Annotated in this window: 14 protein-coding genes; 3 read left to right on the top strand and 11 right to left on the bottom strand. The window is 69.8% G+C overall.

The annotated features are described in order from the left end of the window. Positions 1–55: 55 nt before the first annotated feature. Together ACZ5EF_RS13400 and tldD are read left to right on the top strand one after the other, a co-directional pair. Positions 56–3829 carry a YhdP family phospholipid transporter gene (locus ACZ5EF_RS13400; RefSeq protein WP_346063411.1) on the top strand — a complete coding sequence of 1258 codons (3774 nt, stop codon included), beginning with the start codon at positions 56–58 and terminating at the stop codon, positions 3827–3829. Next, on the top strand, positions 3826–5295 hold the full coding sequence (gene tldD / locus ACZ5EF_RS13395) for a metalloprotease TldD (RefSeq protein ID WP_346063412.1): 1470 nt from the start codon (positions 3826–3828) through the stop codon (positions 5293–5295). Before ACZ5EF_RS13400 ends, tldD begins: the two co-directional genes overlap by 4 nt. A gap of 145 nt (positions 5296–5440) precedes the next feature. Here the strand turns inward: tldD and yjgA are convergent, their stop codons facing one another. Further along, positions 5441–5947 carry a ribosome biogenesis factor YjgA gene (yjgA, locus tag ACZ5EF_RS13390; RefSeq protein ID WP_346063413.1) on the bottom strand — a complete coding sequence of 169 codons (507 nt, stop codon included), beginning with the start codon at positions 5945–5947 and terminating at the stop codon, positions 5441–5443. A 92-nt stretch (positions 5948–6039) separates the two neighbouring features. Between yjgA and pmbA the strand changes: the two genes are divergently transcribed. Further along, a complete protein-coding gene (pmbA, locus tag ACZ5EF_RS13385; protein WP_346063414.1) occupies positions 6040–7380 on the top strand; it encodes a metalloprotease PmbA in 1341 nt (446 codons plus the stop codon). Between the two features lie 277 nt (positions 7381–7657). Here the strand turns inward: pmbA and ACZ5EF_RS13380 are convergent, their stop codons facing one another. The 10 genes from ACZ5EF_RS13380 to ACZ5EF_RS13335 form a co-directional block, all read right to left on the bottom strand. Continuing rightward, positions 7658–7927: an HPr family phosphocarrier protein gene (locus ACZ5EF_RS13380; protein WP_346063415.1), complete on the bottom strand. Its 270-nt coding sequence runs from the start codon at positions 7925–7927 to the stop codon at positions 7658–7660. Next, on the bottom strand, positions 7914–8837 hold the full coding sequence (rapZ, locus tag ACZ5EF_RS13375) for an RNase adapter RapZ (RefSeq protein WP_346063416.1): 924 nt from the start codon (positions 8835–8837) through the stop codon (positions 7914–7916). The genes ACZ5EF_RS13380 and rapZ overlap by 14 nt, the downstream gene beginning before the upstream one ends. A gap of 38 nt (positions 8838–8875) precedes the next feature. Next, on the bottom strand, positions 8876–9364 hold the full coding sequence (locus ACZ5EF_RS13370) for a PTS sugar transporter subunit IIA (protein ID WP_346063417.1): 489 nt from the start codon (positions 9362–9364) through the stop codon (positions 8876–8878). Positions 9365–9370: 6 nt separating this feature from the next. Further along, positions 9371–9679, bottom strand: coding sequence for a ribosome hibernation-promoting factor, HPF/YfiA family (gene hpf, locus ACZ5EF_RS13365; RefSeq protein WP_146802330.1), 309 nt, complete (start codon positions 9677–9679; stop codon positions 9371–9373). 165 nt (positions 9680–9844) lie between these two features. Continuing rightward, positions 9845–11257, bottom strand: coding sequence for an RNA polymerase factor sigma-54 (locus ACZ5EF_RS13360; protein WP_346063418.1), 1413 nt, complete (start codon positions 11255–11257; stop codon positions 9845–9847). A gap of 294 nt (positions 11258–11551) precedes the next feature. Continuing rightward, positions 11552–12277: an LPS export ABC transporter ATP-binding protein gene (gene lptB / locus ACZ5EF_RS13355; RefSeq protein ID WP_346063419.1), complete on the bottom strand. Its 726-nt coding sequence runs from the start codon at positions 12275–12277 to the stop codon at positions 11552–11554. A gap of 8 nt (positions 12278–12285) precedes the next feature. Beyond that, the gene (gene lptA, locus ACZ5EF_RS13350; RefSeq protein WP_346063420.1) at positions 12286–12792 is read right to left on the bottom strand and encodes a lipopolysaccharide transport periplasmic protein LptA; all 507 of its coding nucleotides are present in this window, start codon (positions 12790–12792) and stop codon (positions 12286–12288) included. A 37-nt stretch (positions 12793–12829) separates the two neighbouring features. After that, positions 12830–13408, bottom strand: a complete 579-nt coding sequence (gene lptC / locus ACZ5EF_RS13345; protein ID WP_346063421.1) for an LPS export ABC transporter periplasmic protein LptC — start codon at positions 13406–13408, stop codon at positions 12830–12832. Continuing rightward, positions 13395–13964, bottom strand: a complete 570-nt coding sequence (locus tag ACZ5EF_RS13340; protein ID WP_346063422.1) for a KdsC family phosphatase — start codon at positions 13962–13964, stop codon at positions 13395–13397. Before ACZ5EF_RS13340 ends, lptC begins: the two co-directional genes overlap by 14 nt. A 118-nt stretch (positions 13965–14082) precedes the next feature. After that, entirely contained in the window at positions 14083–15063 is a 981-nt protein-coding gene (locus ACZ5EF_RS13335) for a KpsF/GutQ family sugar-phosphate isomerase (RefSeq protein WP_346063423.1), read from the bottom strand. Positions 15064–15080 lie beyond the last annotated feature (17 nt).

The following is a 15080-nucleotide window of genomic DNA, read 5'->3' as shown; positions in this document are numbered from 1 at the left end:
AGGAAGGCCCGGGGCTGGCGGCGAAGGAGGCGAGGCCGATGAACGAGGGGCAGGCATGAGTGGGTGGCGGATCGCCGGGCGCTGGGTGCTGACCCTGCTGGCCCTGGTGTTGCTGTGTCTGGCCCTGCTGTTGCTGGGCTGGCGCCTGGTGGCCGGTCAGGCGGAGGCGCTGCGTGAGCCCCTCGAGCGGCTGGTGGCCGAGCGTACCCGGGCCGAGACCCATATCGGCGAGCTGGAGGCGGGCCTGCATGGCCTCGACCCCTCGCTCGCCCTGCGCGACCTGCGGCTGACCCTCGAGGGCCGCCCCCTGCTGGAGCTGCGCCAGGCGCGCCTGCGCCTGGATACGCTGGCCTCCCTGGGCGCCGGGGTGCCGGTGACCTCGCAGGCCCGGGTGCAGGGGCTCACCCTGCACCTCTATCAGGACGAGGAGCGTCATTGGCACTGGCCGCGCCCCGCCGAGCTGCCCTTCGCGGCGAGCCCCGATTTCGATCTCTCGCGCCTGGACGCCTGGGTCGGCCTGCTGCTGCGCCAGCGCCTGGACGCGCGCCAGGTGCGCCTGGTGCTGCACGGCCAGGAGCGCCGTGTGGCCCTGGAGGCCCCCAGCCTGCTGATGACCGGCGACGAGCGGCGCCTGCACCTGGAGGGCTGGGTCCATGTGGAGGGGCAGGAACAGACCGCCCTAGAGGTGGTGGCGGAGGTGTTGCCGGGACCGCGTGGCCTGGCCGACTTCAATGCGGCCATGCAGGCCGAGATGGAGCTCTCCAGCCTGGTGGAGCTGGTGCGTCTGCTGAGCGGCGACGAGCCCCTGCGCCTGGAGCGGGCGGAAGGGGATGCGACCCTATGGGGGCGTTGGCACCAGGGGGCGCTGGCGGATGTGCGCCTGGCCCTGGAGGTGCCGGAGCTGGCGATCGGCCACGAGCAGGCCAGCCTGGCGCTGGCGGATATCCGCGCCGAGGGGCAGTGGCTGCGGGAGGGCGAGGCCTGGAACGCCTGGCTCAACCTGGCCGCCGACGCCGAAGGCGTGGCCCAGGGGCCGGCCCTGCCCAGTCGCTGGCGCCTGCGCGGCGATGGGGCGGGTTGGTGGGTCACCACCGATGGCTTCGAACTGCCGGCCCTGGCCGACTGGAGCGAGCGCCTGCCGTTGCCCGAGGGGCTGGTGCGGCTGCTCGACACCCTGGACCCCCAGGGCTGGGTGGAGGGTTTCGCCTTCGGCTTTCGCGACGGTCACTGGCTGGCGCGGGGGGCCCTGCGCCAGGTGGCGGTGTCGCCCTGGGAGGGCGCCCCCGGGGGCGGGCCCCTGGATGCCTGGGTCGAGGCCCGGGACCTGGCCGGCGAGATTCGCTTCACCGGCGTCGGCGATACCACCCTGCATTTCCCCCATCTCTTTACCGGTCCCATGGCCCTGGATGCCGCCTCCGGGATCGTGGGCTGGACCTATGCCGATGGCCTGACGCGGGTCAGCGGTCGCGACCTCGAGGCGCGCTGGCGTGACGCCGAGGTGACGGGGGGCTTCGGCCTGGTGCTCGGCAATGGGGGCCCCGGCATCATGGGGCTGGCGCTGGACTTTCGCGAGGTGGATGCGCTCACCACGCCCCTGGTGGACTGGCTGCCCATGGGGATCTTCGGCGACGAGCTGGGTGACTGGCTCGCCGGCGGCGTCGCGGGCCGGGTGACCGAGGGGCGACTGGCGTTGCACCAACCGCTCTTCGACGGCGTGCGGGCGGAGGACATACGTCTGGATCTCGATCTGGCCATCGAAGAGGGGCGATTACCTTACCTGCCGGATTGGCCGGCCCTGGAGGGCGTGGAAGGCCGCCTGACCCTCACCGACCTGGCCATGATGGCGGAGGTGACTCGGGCCGAGAGCCATGGCCTGGCGGTCAGTGACGGACGCGTGACCCTGAGCCCCGACGGGGAGCTCGCCGTCGGCGGGGCCATCGAGGGCAGCGCCACCGATCTGGTCAACTATCTTGGCGCCGTGCCCCTGGAGGGGCTCGAGGCCCTGGAGGACTGGGCCTGGAGCGAAGCGGGGCATATCCAGGGCCAACTGGCGCTGGACTTGCCGCTGAGCGATCCCGACGCCCTGAACCTGGACATCGAGACGGCCCTGGACATACCCCGGGTCCGCTATCGGCCGCTGACGCTGGACCTGACGTCGGTGACCGGGCCCCTGGCCTATCGCTATCGAGCCGGCGAGGGGGGGCTGGAGGGGCGCCTCGACGGGCGGGCACTGGGCGGGCCCGTCACCGCGACCCTGGAGAGCGAGCGTATCGACTTCGAGGGACAGGCCGAGGCACCTCGCCTGCTGGCCTGGGGCGGACTCCCCGGGGAGGGCGTCCCGGTGACGGGGCAACTGCCCTATCGCGGGCGCCTGACCCTGACGGAAAGCGGGGCTCGGCTGCGCCTGGACAGCTCCCTCGAGGGCCTGGCCCTCGGCCTGCCGGCGCCCTTCGCCAAGCCGGCCGAGGAGCGCCGTCCGCTGTGGCTGGAGATGGATACCCAGAGCGGGCGGCTCACCGCCGAGCTGGAGGGGCTGGCGCGACTGCGCTGGCGGGAGCAGAGCGCCCAGGGGGCCCAGGGCCAGCTATGGCTGGAGCGCTGGCCCGAGTCCCCCACCTGGCCGGCCCGCCCCGGCCTCGAGGTGAGCTGGCGACCGGCGCGGCTCGACCCCGCCCCCTGGGCGGCGGCCCTGGCGCCGCTCTTGGGCGGCGGCGGAAGCGGCGCCGGTTCCCCGCCGACCCTGGATCTGGCCACCGACTGCCTGCTGATGGAGGCGCGCTGCCTGGGCTCGCTGCAGGCCCGGGCCATGCCCGAGGCGGGCGGGTGGCGTCTCGACCTGGATGGCAGCCTGCTGGAGGGCCAGGCCGGCTATCGCCCCGAGCGGGCCCAGGCCCTGGAGATCGACCTGGCGCGCCTGGACCTGGACGCCCTGATACCGATGCCCGCCGAGGGCGTGGCCCTGTTCGATGAGGTGGCGCCAGAGCCGGAGCCGGAGCCCCTGGCCGGCTGGGTGCGACAGCTGCCGGCGGGGCGCCTCGACGTGGCGAGCCTGATGCGCCAGGGGCAGCACTTCGGCCCGCTGAGCGCCGAGTGGCGGGGCACCCCGGAGGGGCTGCATATCGCGCCCCTGGCACTGGTGCTGGGGGACGTCGAGGCCAGTGGCGAGTTGACCTGGGAGTCGGCGGGGCCGGCGGCCAGCCTGACCCGCAGCCGCCTGGCCCTGACCGGGGGCGACCTGGGCACGGCCCTGGAGCGCCTGGCCCAGCCGGTGGCGATCCGCAACGAGCGGACCCGTGTCGACTCCCAGTTGGCCTGGCCCGGGGCACCCTGGCAGTTCGCCCTGGAGCACTCCCGGGGCAGCCTGGCGGTGAGCCTGGAGAACGGCCGCTTCCGCTATCTCGAGTCGCCTTCCGCCAAGCTGATCGGCCTGCTCAACTTCGATAACCTGCTGCGTCGCCTGCAGCTCGATTTCTCCGACCTGACCCGCCGCGGCACCGCCTTCGACAGCGTGGAAGGGGTGGCCACCCTCTACGGCGGCATTCTCGAGACCCAGGGACCGGTGGAGGTGCGCGGCCCGGCGACCTCCTTCAGCCTCGATGGTCGGGTCGACCTGGCGCGGCGGGAGCTCGATCAACACCTGGCGGTTACGTTACCCTTGAGTCAGAACCTGCCGCTGGCGGCGGTGGTGGCCGGTGCCCCGGTGGTGGGCGGTGCCCTCTTTATCGCCCATCGCCTGTTTGGCGGCGCCCTCGATCGGGTGACTCGAATTCACTATCGCGTGCGGGGTCCCTGGACCTCACCGCGGATCACACTGGAAGACGCCGAATGAATCAACCGACTAGCGTGCCCGCTGCGGATCAGGCCCTGGACACCGCCGTCGCGACGCTGCTGGCGCCGACGGGCCTCGGCCTCGATGACCTGGACGCCGGCCTCGGCCACGCCCTGGGGGCGGGGATCGATTTCGCCGACCTCTATCTGCAGCGCAGCTGGCATGAGAGCTGGGTGCTGGAGGATGGCGAGGTCAAGGAGGCCGGCTACAACATCGACGGCGGCGTGGGCGTGCGCGCCATGACCGGCGAGAAGACCGGCTTCGCCTACTCCAACCAGATCACCGCCGAGGCCCTGGCCGATACCGGGCGCACCTCTTCCGGGATCGCCCGCGGCGGCGCTCGGCTCTCGTCCCAGGCGGTGGCGGTGCGCGCCCACCCGGCCCGCTATGGCGCCGAGGACCCGCTCGCCGGCCTCTCCGCCGAGGAGAAGATCGCCCTGCTCAAGGAGGCCGATCGCATCGCCCGGGCCGTGGACCCGGCGGTCAGCCAGGTCAGCGCCTCCTTGACCGGCCTCTACGAGGTGGTGCTGGTGCGTGCCAGCGACGGCACCCTGGCCGCGGATCTGCGTCCCCTGGTGCGCTTCAATGTCAGCGTGATCGCCATTCGCAACGGCCGCCGCGAGCGCGGCAGCGCCGGCGGCGGCGGGCGTTACCCCATGGCGCGGTTGCGCGACGAGGGGGTGGCCGAGCGCTATGCCAAGGAGGCGGTGCGTCAGGCCCTGGTCAACCTGGAGGCGGTGGACGCGCCGGCCGGCCAGATGCCGGTGGTGCTGGGGCCGGGCTGGCCGGGCATCCTGCTCCACGAGGCGGTGGGGCATGGCCTCGAGGGCGACTTCAACCGCAAGGGCAGCTCCGCCTTCGCCGGACGCCTCGGTGAGCGGGTCGCCGCTCCCGGGGTGACGGTGGTGGACGATGCCACCCTGGCGGATCGCCGCGGCTCCCTGAGCGTCGATGACGAGGGCACCCCGGGCCAATACACCCCGCTGATCGAGGATGGCATCCTCACCGGCTATATGCAGGACAAGCTCAATGCGCGGCTGATGGGCATGGCGCCCACCGGCAATGCGCGCCGCGAATCCTATGCCCATATGCCCATGCCGCGCATGACCAACACCTATATGCTGGCGGGCCAGGATGACCCCGCCGATATCCTCAAGAGCGTCAAGCGCGGGATCTATGCGGTGAGCTTCGGCGGCGGCCAGGTGGATATCACCTCCGGCAAGTTCGTCTTCTCCGCCAGCGAGGCCTACCTGATCGAGGACGGGCGGATCACCGCGCCGGTGAAGGGCGCGACCCTGATCGGCAACGGCCCCGAGGCCATGGGCCGGGTGTCGATGATCGGTCATGACCTGGAGCTCGATACCGGGGTCGGCGTCTGTGGCAAGGAGGGGCAGGGAGTGCCGGTGGGGGTCGGCCAGCCGACTCTGAAGCTGGACGAGCTGACCGTGGGCGGCACCGCCTCCTGAGGGAAGGTGCCTGCGCTCGCCCATACGGCGTTGGCGCTCGGCTCGCCATGCTCATTTAGGGGCCTACACTCCGCTGGCTCGCCGAACGCCGCCTTGTCTGGCCTTCGCTCGGCGACGTTCCGCGAGATTGGGTGGAGCCGTTGATTTACAGGCCGGCGGTATCGCGGATCAGCTTGAAGAGTTTGCGGGAACTGGCCGGAGGCTTGTCGGCGGCGCGCTCGCGCTGGGCATTGCGGATCAACTGGCGCAGCGCCTGGCGGTCGGCGTCGGGGAAGTCGGCGACAAAGGCCTCCACCGCCTCGTCACCCTCCTCGATCAGGCGATCCCGCCAGCGTTCCAGGCGATGGAAGGCGTGGTCGCGGCGCAGCTTCTCCTGCTCGAATTCATCGAAGGCGGCCTGGATCGCCTCGGTGTCTTCCTTGCGCATCAGCTTGCCGACGTACTGCATATGGCGGCGGCGCGCTTCCCGGGAGCGGATGCGCCCGGTCTCCTCCACAGCGGCGAGCATATCGTCGGAGAGCGGCAGCTTGGCGCGCTGGGCATCGGAGAGGGCGATGATCTTTTCGCCCAGGGCCTGCAGGGCGTGCATCTCCTGCTTGCGTTGGGTCTTGCTCTGCCAACCGTCTTGGTCGGCGGGGGAATCGAAGGACATGCCATTACCATCAGCATCGGAGTGTAGGGCAGAGTATACCAGCCCGGCCGGTGCGCGTAGCATTCACACAGAATGATCAGAGGGAGAATCAGATGACACAGGCTTTCGATGCCGCCGCCCAACAGGCGCTACTGGAGTCGCGGGTAGCGGCCGCCCTGGCGCAGGCCAAGCGGCTGGGGGCCGACGCCTGCGAGGTGGGCGCCAGCGTCGACCAGGGGGTCGGCGTCAGCGTGCGCCTGGGCGAGGTGGAGAGCGTCGAGCTCTCCCGGGACCAGGGCTTCGCGGTCACCGTCTATGTGGGCCACCGCAAGGGCAGCGCCTCCTCCTCGGATACCGGCGAGGCCTCGGTGAGCGCGGCGGTGGAGAAGGCCCTGGCCATCGCCCGTCATACCGGCGAGGATCCGGCCGCCGGCCTGGCCCCGGCGGAGCTGATGGCCCAGGAGCTTCCAGACCTGGAGGTACATCACCCCTGGGCGCTGAGCACCGATGCCGCCATCGACCTGGCCCTGGCCTGCGAGGCCGCCGGGCGCGGCGTGGCGGGCATCAGCAACTCGGATGGCGCCAGCCTCTCCAGCGGCGAGGGGGTGCGGGTCTATGGCAATAGCCATGGCTTCCTGGGCAGCCAGCGGGGCAGCCGCCACTCCCTCTCCTGCATGCTGATCGCCGAGGACGCCCAGGGCATGCAGCGGGACTACGACTACAGCAGCGTGCGCGACCCGCGCCAGTTGCGTTCCCCCGAGGCGGTGGGGGCCAGCGCCGCCGAGCGCACCCTGCGCCGGCTGGGTGCCCGGCGTCCCGCCACCGGGCGCTTCCCGGTGCTCTTTGACCCGACCCAGGCCGCCGGCCTGGTGGGTCACTTCCTCGGCGCCATCGCCGGCGGGGCCCTCTATCGCCAGGCCTCCTTCCTCTGCGACCGGCTCGGCGAGCCGCTCTTCCCGGACTGGTTCTCGCTGGTGGAACGGCCCCTGGAGCGGGGCGCCATGGCCAGTGCCCCCTTCGATAACGACGGCGTCTATACCCGCGACAATACCTTTATCGAGGGGGGGCGCCTGGCCAGCTATATGCTCTCCGCCTACAGCGCCCGGCGGCTGGGGCTGGAGACCACCGGCAATGCCGGTGGCGCCCGTAACGTGCGCCTCCAGGCACCCCTGGCCAGCCGCGAGGCGCTGCTCGAGCGGATGGGACGCGGCGTGCTGGTGACCGAGCTGATGGGCCAAGGGGTCAATGGCGTGACCGGGGATTACTCCCGCGGCGCGGCGGGCTTCTGGGTGGAGAACGGCGAGATCCAGTATCCGGTGGAGGAGTTCACCATCGCCGGCAACCTGGCGCAGATGTTCGCCAACCTGGCCGGCGTCGGCGAGGATATCGATACCCGCGGCAGCATCCATACCGGCAGCTGGCTGATCGACGATATGACCATCGCCGGAAGCTAGGCCGGGCGTCGTCCGGCGTCGGGATTGGCCTCCGGGCAAGAAGGCTCGCTCGGCGCCGGAACGCAACCCCGACGCTTCGCGAGCCGGGTGACGCGCACGGGCCGGAACAACCTCCCTGTTGCCGGTCGCAGACGCGCACGTCCTAACTCGACATCCCTGTCGATTTTGCGCTACCCGGCTCGCTGCCCGTCGGCGCCCCGGCGAAATCGCTCGCCTCTCTTGCCCGGAGGCCGTGTGGCGGTAGTCTGCTGGCTTCCAGATCTGGCGGCGCCGGGGGTTATTCCCCTTCGTCGAAGCGGGCCTCGACCAGCGCCGCCAGGGCCTCGAGGACCGCCTCGGCGTCATCCCCCTCGGCGCTGACGGTGAGTCGGCTGCCGCAGGGGGCGGCCAGCATCAGCAGGGCCATGATATTGGCGGCGTCGGCCTCGCGGCCCTGGTGGGAGACCGTGACCCGGGCGTCGTACTCCTGGCAGCACTGCACCAGGCGGGTGGCGGCGCGGGCGTGGAGGCCACGCTTGTTGGTCAGGGTCAGCTCACGGCTCGGCATGCCTCGAGCTTCCTTGCAGGGGGCTGGCATCTGGCTCTCCCAAGTCGGTGTGAATGCCCAGTTCCCGATGGCGCAGGCGCAGTCCCGGATAGCCGGCGGCGAAGTGGCGCGCCAGACGCTCGGCCAGATAGACCGAGCGGTGCTGACCGCCGGTGCAGCCCACCGCCACCGTCACATAGCTGCGCCGGCTGGCCTGGTAGGCGGGCAACCAGCGCTCCAGCCAGTGCTGGATATCCTCGGCCATGGCCTCCACCTCCGGGTAGCCCTCCAGGAAGGCCACCACCGAGGCGTCGCGACCGGTGGCCTCGCGCAGGCGCGGATCCCAGTAGGGGTTGGGCAGGCAGCGGGCGTCGAAGACGGTGTCGGCATCCAGGGGCACCCCGCGCTTGAAGCCGAAGGACTCCAGGGTCAGGGTCAACTGGCCGGCCTGGTGGCCGGCCACCTGTTCGGTGATCCGTGAGCGCAGGTCGTGGAGCGACAGCCGCGAGGTATCCATCACCAGGTCGGCCAGGTCGCGGATCTCTCCCAGCGCCTGCTCCTCTCGCTCGATGGCCTCGGCCAGGGTCATTTCGCTGTTGCGGGTCAACGGATGGCGGCGCCGGGTGTGGGAGTAGCGCTCCAGCAGGATGCGGGCATCGGCGGTCAGGTAGACGATCTGGGTCTGGATGCCGCGATCGCGGACTTCATCGAGCAGCTGCGGAAAGCGCCGCAGGGCGCCGGGCAGGTTGCGGGCGTCGATGCTGACCGCGATGGCATCGTAGCGGGCCTCGTCGGCCTGGAGCTCGTCCACCAGGGACCCCAGCAACATGGCCGGCAGGTTGTCGATGGCGTAGAAGCCGAGGTCTTCCAGGGCCTGGAGGGCGATCGACTTCCCCGACCCGGAACGGCCGCTGATGATCACCAGTTGCATGGCACTCTCCTGGCTGCCTGTGGGGTGGCGCCATTCGCTCAGGGCGCGGCGGTAGGGCCGGGCGCGGCGTGGCGCTCGATGGCCTCGATCAGGGTGTCATAGAGCTGGCGCTGACTCTCGCAGCGGCGCAAGCGCTGGCGGGTCTCGGCGTCGTTCATCACCCCGGCCACCTGGGCCAGCAGGGTCAGATGAGTGTCGTCGGCCTCTTCCGGCACCAGCAGCACGAACACCAGATCGACGGGCTCGCCGTCCACGGCGTCGAAGTCCACCGGTTCGGCCAGCTTCAGGAAGCCGGCCAGGGGCGCCTTGCAGTGAGCATTGCGGGCATGGGGAATCGCCACCCCATGACCGATGCCGGTACTGCCCAGGCGCTCGCGGCCGATCAGTCGGCTGAAGACTTCCTGGCTATCGAGGCTGGGGGTGTTCTGAGCAATAAAGGTGCTGAAGAACTCCAGCACCCGTTTCTTGCTCCCCCCGGGGACATCGAACAGCGCCCGCTCGGGGGGAAGGATGGATTGCAGTGTCATGGAGGGTTAGCGGGCACCGGCGCCTTGGGCGCGTGCCTGTGCCTTTTCCTTGTGTTTCACCAGTTGACGGTCGAGCTTGTCGGCGAGCGCATCGATGGCGGCATACATGTCACCATCCTGGGCTTCGGCGTGCAGATCGGCACCGGCAGCGTGGAGTACGCAAGCGGCTTGTTGGCGTTCCTTCTCGACGGACAGGGTGAACTGTGCCGTGGTGATATTGTCGTAATGCCGCTCCAGTCGTGCGAGCTTCTCGTTCACATAGTCACGCAGTGCATCGGTCAGTTCGACGTGATGGCCGGTGATATTGACTTGCATGGCACGCTCCTCTTCCTGCGGGTGGCATCTCGATTGTAACCCTTTTTACGGCCCTGCAAACCCCTTGGCGTCGGGGATTTCCAACGCAAGCCTTGTGGGGTTTTTATCCCATTGAGATCAATGGGATAAATGGTTTTTTCCGATAAACGACGAAACCGCCGTCGGTCAGGAGAGACGTTTTCGCTCGCTGGACGGGGGAATGCCCATGGCCTCGCGATACTTGGCCACGGTGCGCCGTGCCACCTGGATGCCGTCATCGGCCAGCAGGGCCACCAGCTTGCTGTCGGAGAGCGGCTTGCGCGGCGGCTCCTCGCCAATCAGCTTCTTGAGGCGGGCGCGGATGGCGGTGCTGGAGTGGGCATCGCCCTCGCCACCGCCCACCTGGCTGGAGAAGAAGTACTTGAGCTCGAAGACGCCCCGGGGCGTGTGGATATATTTCTGGGTGGTGACCCGGGAGATGGTGGATTCGTGCATCTCCACCGCCTGGGCGATGTCCGCCAGCACCAGCGGCTTCATGGCCTCCTCGCCCTGCTCCAGGAAGTCGAGCTGACGGGTCAGGATCTCCTGACCCACCCGCAGCAGGGTATCGTTGCGGCTGGAGAGGCTCTTGAGAAGCCAGCGCGCCTCCTGCAGGTGTTGCTTCATGAAGGTGTTGTCGTCGCTCTTGTCGGCGCGCCGGATCAAGGCCGCGTAGTCGGGCTGGATGCGCATGCGCGGCAGCGCCTCCGGATTGAGTTCGATACGCCAGCCGTCGCGGGTATGGCGGGCGATCAGGTCGGGGATCACATAGTCGCTGCCGATGTCGGCATAGGCCTGGCCGGGGCGTGGATCGAGGGTCCGCACCAGTTGGATCACCGCGTCCAGCTGGTCGTCCTCGAGGCGCAGGCGGCGCTTGAGCAGCTTGCGATCGTCTCCCGCCAGGGCCTCGAGGAACTGGCGCACCAGGCGCTTGGCCTGGGGCAGCAGGGGGGTGTCCTCGGGGAGGGTGCCGAGCTGCAGCAGCAGGCACTCGCGCAGGTCCCGGGCGAAGACCCCGGTAGGCTCGAACTGCTGCAGGCGCATCAGCAGGGCTTCGACCTCGGCGACCTTGAGGCCGCCGAGGCCCTGGTCCCGCAGCCCCTCGGAGATCTCCTCCAGGGGCGAGGCGAGGTAGCCGTTGGTATCCACCGCATCGATCAGGCTCTCGGCAATGGTCCGCTCCCGGGGGGCCTCCAGGTCGGTCATGGCCAGCTGCCAGCTGAGATGGTCGCGCAGGCTGGGGGTGTCGGCGTTGCGCTCGAAGTCCGGCGCCTCGCCGCCACCACTGGGAGCCATGTCCTGGTAGGTATCGGACCAGTCGCTGTCCACGGAGAGCTGTTCGGGGATGCCCTCGGACCACTCGTCCTCCTTGGGCGCTTCCACCGCCTGTTCCCCATAGGCCTCGTCCAGTTCCAGCATGGGATTGGACTCCAGGGCCTGCTGGATCTCCTGGCGCAGGTCGAGGGTGGAGAGCTGCAGCAGGGCGATGGCCTGCTGCAGTTGCGGGGTCATGGTCAGCTGGGTGCCGACCCTAAGCTGCAACGAGGGTTTCATTGCCATGGTGGGCTAGGATTCCGTGACAAGCGTGGGGCACACCCTAGCCCGCTGTCGGGGCCCTTGCAAGCCTATTAGACATGACTTCTAAGCAAGTTATATGCCAAGCGCAATGAGTATGCCAAATCGATCTTGAAACTAAGACTTTCAGCCTATTGGCAGCACCGATTCCTGGTGCTCGGCCCCCGGAGCCTGTCGGATCTGACCGGTCGCGAGAAAGACGGAGTTCGAGACGAGTTGATCGATCGGATAAGGCGAATAGTGCGCTATTTAACGAATCAGGGCTCCTAATCAGGGCTCCTAGAGGCGGAAGTCCTCGCCCAGATAGACCTCACGCACCCGGCGGTTGGCGAGGATCGCCTCGGCATCGCCCTCGGCGATGATCTGGCCGTCGCCGACGATATAGGCGCGATCACAGATATCCAGGGTCTCGCGCACGTTGTGGTCGGTGATCAGCACCCCGATATCGCGCTGCTTGAGGGCGCGGATAATGCCCTTGATCTCGCCCACCGAGATGGGGTCGACCCCGGCGAAGGGCTCGTCGAGGAGGATAAAGGTCGGTTCGGTGGCCAGTGCCCGGGCGATCTCCACCCGGCGCCGCTCCCCCCCCGAGAGGCTCATCCCCAGGTTGTCGCGGATATGGGTGATGTGGAAGTCGTTGAGCAGGGCCTCCAGGCGTGCCTGGCGGTCGGCGCGATCCAGGTCCTTGCGGGTCTCGAGGATGGCCAGGATATTGTCGGCCACCGACAGCTTGCGGAAGATCGAGGCCTCCTGGGGCAGGTAGCCGATACCGGCCCGGGCCCGCTCGTGCATGGCCGCCTCGGAGAGATCCCGGTCGTCGATGGCGACGCTGCCGGCGTCGGCACGCACCAGGCCGACGATCATGTAGAAGGAGGTGGTCTTGCCGGCGCCGTTGGGGCCCAGCAGGCCCACCACGCTGCCCTGCTCGATGGCGAGGCTGATATCACGGACCACGCGGCGGCGCTTGTAGCTCTTGGCCAGATGACTGGCGGTCAGGGTCTTCATGGCGGCCCTTACTGCTGTTCCGGGGTGAGGGTCATGCGCACTCGTTGGCGGTCGGTGCCTTCGGTGCTGGCCCGGGCCTCCACCAGGCGGCGGTCGATCTGATACTCCACGTAGGCACCGTTGAAGGTGTCGGCACCGCGGTGCAGCTCGGCGCGATCGATCAGCTCCACCCGCCGCTCCGCGGCGTGGTAGATGATGGTGCGGCCCCAGCCCTGGACGCGCTCGCCGTCGGCGGGGTTCTGTTCCAGGTAGGCGCGCTCGCCGGTGGCGGTGAGCCGCGAGACCTCGCCGGCCTCGTTGCGCTGAATCTCGACCCGGGCACCGGTCAGGTGCAGGTTGCCCTGGCGAATGTCCACCTCGCCGCTATACACGGCGGTGCCGGCGCGGTCGTCCAGTTCCAGGCGGTTGGCCTCCACCTCGATGGGCTCGCCTTGTTGAGCCAGGGCGGGGGTGGCCAGGGCCAGCAGGCCGGCGGCGAGCCAGCCGATCAGGCATTGGCGGCTTGGATAACTCATGATGGGGTCCTCATGGAAGCGGCAGGGGGCATCACTCTCACTCCTGGGCGGGGGGGTGGTGGCCGCGCACCCGGCCTTCCAGTTGCAGGCGTCCGTCCTCGAGCCAGGCCTCGAAGCGTTCGGCCTCGGTACGCTGGGGCGGGGCCTCGAAGCGCGCCGGGGTGTCGCTCCAGGCATGCTGGGTGCGGGTGTCCAGGTGCAGTTCCTGGGTGCTGAGCTGCCAGCCGGCGTCAGGCGCATTGAGCCTGGCATCGCCGCTCAGCGTCAAGCGGCGATCCGCCAGGGTGCCCTGTTCGCCCTGGGCGATCCAGTGGCGCCCCTCGTTATCGTAGAGATGGGAGATCGGTGTCTGGGCACGCAGCACGTCGTCATGGGGCGTATGCGCCAGGCGCGGGCTGCTCAGGCGCTGATGGGGGAACCCTTCGGCGTCGTAGCGCACCAGCTCCGCCTGCTCCAGATAGTAGTCGGGCTCGCCGGCCTCGTCCTGGGGTACCGGTCCCGGTGGGGCCGGCTCCCGCTCGGTGAGCACCACCAGCACGCCCCCCAGGGCCAGCAGCAGGACCAGCAGGCCCAGGCGTCGGGCCAGCGGCGTGGCCAGTAACTCAGCGGTTCTCATGGCCCTGGCCATGCAGGTAGGTGTCGATCACCGCGCCCCAGTGGCCCTGGGCCTCGAGCAGGGTGTCGCAGATCTCGCGCACGGCGCCATGGCCGCCGCCGCGTTCGGTGACCCAGTCGGCCTGGCCGCGCACATAGGCGGGAGCATTGGGCACGCTGATGCCGAGGCCGGCGCGGCGAATCGCCGCCAGGTCCGGCAGGTCGTCGCCGGCGTAGGCGATGGCCTCCCAGGGCAGCGCCAGGCGCTCGGCGAGCTGGGTGAGGGCGGCGAGCTTGTCCTCGCGGCCCTGGAAGACATGGGGAATGCCCAGGGCCGCGGCGCGGTGGCTGACCATGGGCGAGTCGCGGCCGGTGATCAGGGCCACCTCGATGCCGGCGCGGCGCAGCAGCTTGATGCCCTGGCCGTCCTGGGTGTGGAAGGCCTTGATCTCCACGCCATCGGCCTGGAAATAGAGGCGCCCATCGGTGAAGACGCCGTCCACGTCCAGGGCCAGCAGGCGCACCCGACGGGCGCGGTCGAGCAGGGTCGGGTCGAGCAGGGGGGAGTCGAAAGTCATGGGGGCTCCTTAGAGGCTCCTCAGATCACGCCGCTGGCCAGCGGGTCGTGCATAACCCCGCGGGCGCGGTCGAGCGGGGTCGGGTCGAGCAGGGGGAGTCGAAGGTCATGGAGGCTCCTTAGATCACGCCGCTGGCCAGCAGATCGTGCATATGCAGGGCGCCGACCGGGCGGCCGGCGTCGTCCACCACCGCCAGGGCGGTGATGCGGTTGTCTTCCATGACGCGCACCGCCTCGGCGGCCAGTACCTCGGGGCCGATGCGCTTGCCGGGGCGGGTCATGACGTCGTCCACCTTGAGCTGGCTGAGATCGTTGTGCTGGTCCAGGGTGCGGCGCAGGTCGCCGTCGGTATAGACTCCGCTCAGTCGGCCGTCTTCGTCCACCACGCAGGTGAAGCCCAGTCCCTGGCGGGTGATCTCCAGCAGGGCGTCGCGCAGCGGGCTGCCCAGCGGCACCGTCGGCAGGCGCTTGCCCTGGTGCATCAGGTCGCCGACCTTGAGCAGCAGGCGGCGGCCCAGGCTGCCGCCGGGGTGCGACAGCGCAAACTCTTCGGCGGTGAAGCCGCGGGCCTCGAGCAGGGCCACCGCCAGGGCATCGCCCATGGCCAGGGCGGCGGTGGTGGAGGCGGTGGGGGCCAGGTCCAGGGGGCAGGCCTCGCGCTCGACGCCGGTATCCAGGTGGGCATCGGCGTGGCGGGCCAGGGTCGAGGCCGGGCGCCCGGTGAGGCTGATCAGTGGCGTGCCCAGGCGCTTGAGCAGCGGCAGCAGGGCGGTCACCTCGCCGGTCTCCCCGGAATTGGAGAGGGCGATCACCACGTCGCCGCGGGTGATCATGCCCAGGTCGCCGTGACTCGCCTCGCCGGGATGCACGAAGAAGGCCGGGGTGCCGGTGCTGGCCAGGGTGGCGGCCAGCTTGCCGCCGATATGGCCGGACTTGCCCATGCCGGTGACCACCACCCGGCCGCGGCAGGCCAGCAGCAGCCGGCAGGCCTGGTCGAAGTCGCCATTGAGGCGGGGAATCAGGGCGCCCAGCGCCTGCTGTTCCAGCTGCAGGGTGCGGCGGGCGCTGGCGCGAAAGTCGAAATCGAGTGTCGGTGTCATGGGGGGATTGTTGCCGG

This window comes from Bisbaumannia salifodinae (genome assembly GCF_055388505.1).
This window is presented reverse-complemented; position numbering and strand designations above follow the sequence as displayed.